Origin of the sequence: Deinococcus marmoris (assembly GCF_001949125.1) — a bacterium.
GTDB lineage: Bacteria > Deinococcota > Deinococci > Deinococcales > Deinococcaceae > Deinococcus > Deinococcus marmoris_A.
Map to the genome: position 1 here is coordinate 1 of NZ_MSTI01000016.1, position 5721 is coordinate 5721.

The window sequence follows — 5721 nt, forward strand, 5'->3', positions numbered from 1 at the left end:
CCCCCAACACCTCGGCAGTGGAACGGCACAACGGGACGGCCCGGCGTATGAATCCGCACCAAGTCCGCAGAAGCCTCGCGTTTGCGAGGCTTCCCCACGTCCGTCAGACGGTCAGTGATCTGGTCAATGGGATCTATAACTTCTGTCGGGTGAACCGGAGCCTGCGAGTCAAGTTGAATGAACCGGTGGGGCGTCGTCAATATGCGCAACGGACGCCAGCAATGGCCATCGGGATCACGGACACGGTGTGGAGCGTGCTGCGCCTGCTCAGCACCGTGGTCATGAAGAACCCATGTCGGTCATGATTCCAGCCTTCTACCACCAATTCTATATAGCCGCTTATTGGAATCAAAAATATTCCTGAACCAATATACTCAGCATTCTGATCGTTAATTTTCAACTCAACTGGCTCAGACATGCCTACACCTTCAAAACAAGGATAACCTATTTCAGGCTGGCAATTATCTGCATCATAATATTGATTTGCCTCCATCGCAATTTCTTCTTGAATCTCATGCTCTATATGCGTTATATAAAATTTTAACTGCTTATGAATTAAATCAATCGTCGTATTTTCACGACTTTTTACTTCTCTTTTCTTGATTAAATCTTTCACTTTCGGCGACTCTAATAATTCATCTAAGTTTTTGAAGCGAATTATATTATCTGCGACTCCGAACGCTGCACCAAAAATCTCATCAGCAGTCACTACCGCGCAGTCATCTAATTCTTCGTTTAGAGCATTCAACAGCGCGTAATACATTATAGCATCTGGAATATCACCTTTTGATTTTTTATTTCTAAAAGGCGGGTTGCCAGCAAAATATGCCTCCATAACTTTTGAGATATCGACTAATGCTGTTTTTATCAATTGGACTCTGGCTCTATCTTTCCACGACACATAATTAGCAAGAGTAGCATCCATATACCTTGCTCTAATTGGTTCAACTGCAATTCTTAATTCTTCCGCTAGAGAGTTGGCTACCTCACTACCCAGAATTCTTGCTAAATCTTTAGTCTGATTTGCCGGTAGTATAAAATATCCTTCTAGTTTCTCAACAATGTGCGAAATGTGCTCTTGATCAGCCAACTCAGGTATCCAAATTCTGATATACCCCTCTTGAGCTAAATTGGATAAAGTTATAAAGTTGATCCCCTTTTTCCTTGGGTCAGAGTCCAGTATATTTGTATCTAAAATTATTATCATAATTATTTTGTAAGCCTCGAGCGCCAGAATAATCTAAAATTTACACAACTAAAAGAAGCCGGAGCATCCCGCCCCGGCTTCTTTTAGTTCTGAGTAGCTTAGAAGTCCATTCCGCCCATGTCGCCGCCGCCCATGCCGCCCTGGGGCTGACCCTGGGGCTTTTCGGGCTTGTCGGAGACAATCGCTTCGGTGGTCAGGATCAGCGCGCCGATGCTGGCGGCGTTCTGGAGCGCGGTGCGCGTGACCTTGGCAGGATCGACGATCCCGGCGGCCACCATGTCGTCCACGTACTCGCCCGTCGCGGCGTTGAAGCCGTAGCGGGGCTTGTCGCTGTTGATGACGGCGTTCACGATGACGCTGCCTTCCTCACCAGCGTTCACGGCGATCTGGCGGGCGGGTTCTTCCAGGGCGCGGATCAGGATGCGCGCGCCGGTGGCCTCGTCGCCGCTCAGGCTCTCGGCGGCCTTGCGGACGGCGGGAATGATGCGCAGCAGCGTGGTGCCGCCGCCTGCGACGATGCCTTCCTCAACCGCCGAGCGGGCGGTGGACAGGGCGTCCTCGTAGCGGTGCTTCTTTTCCTTCAGTTCGGTTTCGGTGGCTGCGCCGACACGGATGACGGCAACGCCTCCCGCCAGCTTAGCCAGACGTTCCTGGAGCTTTTCCTTGGCGTAGTCGCTGTCGGTGGTATCCAGTTCGCCCTTGATGGCGTTGACGCGGGCGTCGATCTCGCTCTGCTCACCCTTGCCGTCCACAATCGTGGTTTCGTCCTTGGTGATGCGGATGCGCGTGGCGCTGCCCAGCATTTCCAGAGTGGTGTTTTCCAGCTTGTGGCCCATGTCCTCGGACACGACCTGACCACCGGTGACGGCGGCGATATCGCGCAGCATTTCCTTGCGGCGGTCACCGAAGCCAGGAGCCTTGACGGCGGCGATGTTCAGCGTGCCGCGCAGCTTGTTGACCACCAGGGTGGCCAGCGCTTCGCCTTCCACGTCTTCGGCGATGATCAGTAGGGGGCGGCCGCTCTGCGCCGCTTTTTCCAGCACGGGCAGCAGGTCTTTCAGGTTGCTGATCTTCTTTTCCACGATCAGGATGTAGGCGTCTTCCAGCACGGCTTCCATCTTCTCGGGGTTGGTCACGAAGTAGGGGTTGATGAAGCCCTTGTCGAACTGCATCCCTTCCACGACGTCCACTTCGGTGTCGAAGCCCTTCGATTCCTCGATGGTGATGACGCCTTCCTTGCCCACCTTGTCCATCGCATTGGCGATTTCAATGCCCACCTGATCGTCGTTGGCGCTGATGCCCGCGACTTTCTTGATGGCGTCGGAATCTTCAACCGGCACGGCCAGCTTCTTGATTTCCTCGATGGCGACCAGCACGGCCTTGTCGATACCGCGCTTGAGAGCCAGCGGGTTGGCACCGGCAGCGACGTTCCGCAAGCCTTCCTTGACGATGGCCTGCCCCAGCACGGTGGCGGTGGTGGTGCCGTCCCCGGTGATGTCGTTGGTCTTGCTGGCGACTTCCTTCAACAGTTGCGCGCCGATGTTCTCCAGCTTGTCTTCCAGCTCGATTTCCTTGGCGACGGTGACGCCGTCCTTGGTGATCGTGGGGCTGCCGAACTTCTTCTCGATAACCACGTTGCGGCCACGGGGGCCAAGGGTCACTTTAACGGCGTTGGCGACGGCATTCACACCGCGTTCCAGGCTGCGACGGGCGACTTCATCAAATACGAGTTGTTTAGCCATTGGGAGTACTCCTTCGGAGTGGATCTAAAAGTTTGAGGGGGTGGAGGTCAGAAGTGGATGGTCTTGCTCGTCCTTACTCGACGATGGCGAGAATGTCGCGCTCGGCCAGGATCGAGTAGTTCTTGCCTTCCAGCGTCACTTCGGTGCCGCCGTATTTGGCGAAGTACACGGTGTCGCCTTCCTTGACGTCCAGCGCAACGCGGGTGCCGTTGTCCAGCATTTTGCCGGTGCCGATGGCGATGACCTTGCCGCGCTGGCTCTTTTCCTTGGCCGAATCGGGGACGAACAGGCCGCCCGCCGTCTTCTGCTCGGTGTCCTCGACGATTTCTACCAGTACACGATCACCTAAAGGTTTAAGCATGGGTATTCCTCCTGAGAATGAAGTTTGGGGCCTTAACCGCACCTGTTGTACTCGGCAGGTTTTCGCCGTTCCGCACGCGAGAATAGTCCTGTCAGGCTAGAAATGTCAAGCGCAGGAGTCTAGGAAGTTGAGTCTGATGCGCTCAAGGTGCGCCAGCACGTCTAAACAACGTATGCCTACCCTATCTACTCTGCATGACATATATATGTCAGACCGATATAGCTAGAATTTGCATCAGGAGGAACCCCTATGGCCCGCCCCGATATCCTGTCTCGCAACCCCTTCGAGGACGCTTTCGCCCGCTTCGGCTCGGCCCCGCTCACGCTGGCGGTGCTGGACCTCGATCACTTCAAGACCCTCAACGACACCCTGGGCCACACCGAGGGAGACCGCGTGCTGCGCGCCGTGGAACGCCTGCTGTCGGGCAGCCTGCCGTCGGGCAGCATCATCGGGCGCATCGGCGGCGACGAGTACGCCGTGATCCTGCCGGAAAGCGCCGCCGAAACCGCGCTGATCCTGTTCGACGAGGTGATCCGGCACTTCCACATCCACCGCGATCCGCACTGGCCGCGCAGCCTGGGCCTGAGCGTGGGGCTGGCTTCACGCCCCGCCCACGCCAGCGAATACGCCGAGCTGTACCGCGCCGCCGACGAGGCGCTGCTGCGGGCCAAACGCGAGGGCCGGGGCCGCGCGTGCATCTTCGTGGAATCCAAGATGGTCCTGAAGTCCAACTATTACCCCAAGAGTCAACTGGAACGCCTGAGCAAGCTGAGCGGCGCGCTGAGCCGCACGGAAGCCAGCCTTTTGCGCGAGGCGCTGGACGATCTGGTAGAGCGCTACCGGGCGGAGCTGTGAGCGAGGTTCTGGAAACACTGTCTCCCGGCTGGCACGCTGCCCTGGCCGAAGCGTGGGAGGCATATCTGCACGGCTCGTATCCGATTGGAGCATGCGTGGTGGACGCGGATGGACAGGTAATTGCGCGGGGGCGAAATCGGCTGGGGGAGCCTCGTGGCGTGGACGGCGGCTTCATCGCTGGGCATGACCTGGCGCACGCGGAGATCAATGCGCTGCTGAATCTGGCCGCCACACCGCGCCCGGAGTGTTACGGCTGGACGGTGCTGACCACCGTGGAACCCTGCCCGCAGTGTGCCGGGGCCATCGCCATGAGCGGCGTGCGCGGTATGGACTACGCCGCCCCCGATCCCTGGGCGGGCTGCACGCGCCTGCTGACGGACGATCCGTATGTCTCGGGCAAGCAGATGCGTGTAGGTCGCGCGCCGGAGGACGTTCAGAGGCTGGCCTTGCGGCTCAAGGCCCATGCGCTCTGGGAGGAAGAACGTGCCGTGGGTGAAAGACCTGTATTGGACAGCTTTGCCGCGCAGTATTCCGAGGACGTGGCTTTTGCCGGGCGGCTCTATCAATCCGGCCAGCTCCTCGCCCTGCGTGAACGTCAGGGCAGGTTGCAAGAGGCGCTGGAGCTGCTGGCATGAGCGCCCAGCCGTTCCTCAACCTCTCGCCCGGTGAAGACCGGATTGGCCGCGCCTCCGCCTGGATCGAACGCGAGGACGGGTGCGTGCTGATGGTGGCCCTCAACCGGGGTGGCTGGACCCTGCCGGGCGGCGGCATTCACCCCAATGAGACGCCACAGCAGGCGGCGGTGCGCGAAGCCTGGGAGGAAGCCGGGGCGCACGCCGAGGCAAGCGGCGAACCGTTCAGGATTTACGGGGCCTGGGATGAGGCGCAGGAATGTCTGCCTCTGCGCCTGCTGTCCATAGACCCCAGCCCGGAAGGCCGCCCCGTCATCTGGATCAATCCGCGTGCCCTGCCGTGGGCCGAGGACGTGCAGATCAGGCAGGTGCTGGCGGCACGCGGCGAGACGCCCGCGCATCTGGCCTTGCCGCCACGGGTCACCGAGGCTCTGGCCCATGCGGCGCGGCTGGGCTTTGACCGCTCCTGCTCGGCGGAAACCGGGCGGCTGTTGCGGACGCTGGCGGCTTCCAGACCCGGCGGAAAGCTGCTGGAACTGGGCAGCGGCGTCGGCGTGGGCGCGGCGTGGCTGCTGGCAGGAATGAATGCCTCAGCTCGCCTGCTGACTAGACCTCTTGCGAAAGTCAGGCACATTTAGCGGTGGCGTTGCAGATGGCGGCGATGAGGTTGACTCGGAGGCTGAACCGCTTTCGCCGATGGCGATACGTTTCCTTCAACACTCGAAAAATCTTGAGCCGACGAATAACATGCTCAACAGCGATTCTGAAGCGTGCCAGTCGAAGATTTTCTGCTTTCTGTGCCGGAGTGAGCTTGCGTTTCTTGCTCGCTTTGTGCGGTGTATGGCACAGCGGGTGTTGGTGTTGAACGCCCTGATAGCCAGCATCGGCAACCAATTCAGTTTCAGGGTGAATGGCGGTCTGGGA

General features: G+C 58.6%; 7 protein-coding genes and 1 pseudogene. 4 read left to right on the forward strand and 4 right to left on the reverse strand.

The annotated features are described in order from the left end of the window. Positions 1–305 (forward strand): annotated as a pseudogene (locus tag BOO71_RS29265) (IS1 family transposase); the annotation flags it as partial. On the opposite strand, the gene BOO71_RS26670 reads toward BOO71_RS29265, so the two are convergent. From BOO71_RS26670 to groES, 3 genes are all read right to left on the reverse strand, one after another. Next, positions 197–1207 (reverse strand): PIN domain-containing protein, encoded by a 1011-nt coding sequence (locus BOO71_RS26670; RefSeq protein ID WP_139322687.1) that lies wholly within the window; start codon positions 1205–1207, stop codon positions 197–199. The pseudogene BOO71_RS29265 and the gene BOO71_RS26670 sit on opposite strands and share 109 nt — an antisense overlap. A 98-nt stretch (positions 1208–1305) precedes the next feature. Then, complete coding sequence (gene groL, locus BOO71_RS02070; RefSeq protein WP_075830333.1) at positions 1306–2949, reverse strand: chaperonin GroEL; 1644 nt, start codon at positions 2947–2949, stop codon at positions 1306–1308. Between the two features lie 73 nt (positions 2950–3022). Further along, a complete protein-coding gene (gene groES, locus BOO71_RS02075) occupies positions 3023–3310 on the reverse strand; it encodes a co-chaperone GroES (protein WP_075830334.1) in 288 nt (95 codons plus the stop codon). Positions 3311–3559: 249 nt separating this feature from the next. On the opposite strand from groES, the gene BOO71_RS02080 reads away from it, so the two are divergent. From BOO71_RS02080 to BOO71_RS28620, 3 genes are read left to right on the forward strand one after another with little or no spacing between them, the layout of a single operon-like run. Next, the gene (locus tag BOO71_RS02080; RefSeq protein ID WP_029480258.1) at positions 3560–4165 is read left to right on the forward strand and encodes a GGDEF domain-containing protein; all 606 of its coding nucleotides are present in this window, start codon (positions 3560–3562) and stop codon (positions 4163–4165) included. Next, positions 4162–4800: a nucleoside deaminase gene (locus BOO71_RS28615; RefSeq protein ID WP_075830335.1), complete on the forward strand. Its 639-nt coding sequence runs from the start codon at positions 4162–4164 to the stop codon at positions 4798–4800. The genes BOO71_RS02080 and BOO71_RS28615 overlap by 4 nt, the downstream gene beginning before the upstream one ends. Next, positions 4797–5435 (forward strand): NUDIX domain-containing protein, encoded by a 639-nt coding sequence (locus BOO71_RS28620; protein WP_075830336.1) that lies wholly within the window; start codon positions 4797–4799, stop codon positions 5433–5435. The genes BOO71_RS28615 and BOO71_RS28620 overlap by 4 nt, the downstream gene beginning before the upstream one ends. Here the strand turns inward: BOO71_RS28620 and BOO71_RS02095 are convergent. Beyond that, positions 5422–5721: transposase family protein (locus BOO71_RS02095; RefSeq protein ID WP_139322688.1), on the reverse strand; the 300-nt coding region annotated here is incomplete at its 5' end. The two genes, BOO71_RS28620 and BOO71_RS02095, sit on opposite strands and share 14 nt — an antisense overlap.

Bases quoted from the DNA above. Each gene is read 5' to 3' on its own strand.
- groL (WP_075830333.1), bottom strand. From the start codon at position 2,949: ATGGCTAAACAACTCGTATTTGATGAAGTCGCCCGTCGCAGCCTGGAA.
- BOO71_RS26670 (WP_139322687.1), bottom strand. From the start codon at position 1,207: ATGATAATAATTTTAGATACAAATATACTGGACTCTGACCCAAGGAAA.
- groES (WP_075830334.1), bottom strand. From the start codon at position 3,310: ATGCTTAAACCTTTAGGTGATCGTGTACTGGTAGAAATCGTCGAGGAC.
- BOO71_RS28620 (WP_075830336.1), top strand. From the start codon at position 4,797: ATGAGCGCCCAGCCGTTCCTCAACCTCTCGCCCGGTGAAGACCGGATT.
- BOO71_RS02080 (WP_029480258.1), top strand. From the start codon at position 3,560: ATGGCCCGCCCCGATATCCTGTCTCGCAACCCCTTCGAGGACGCTTTC.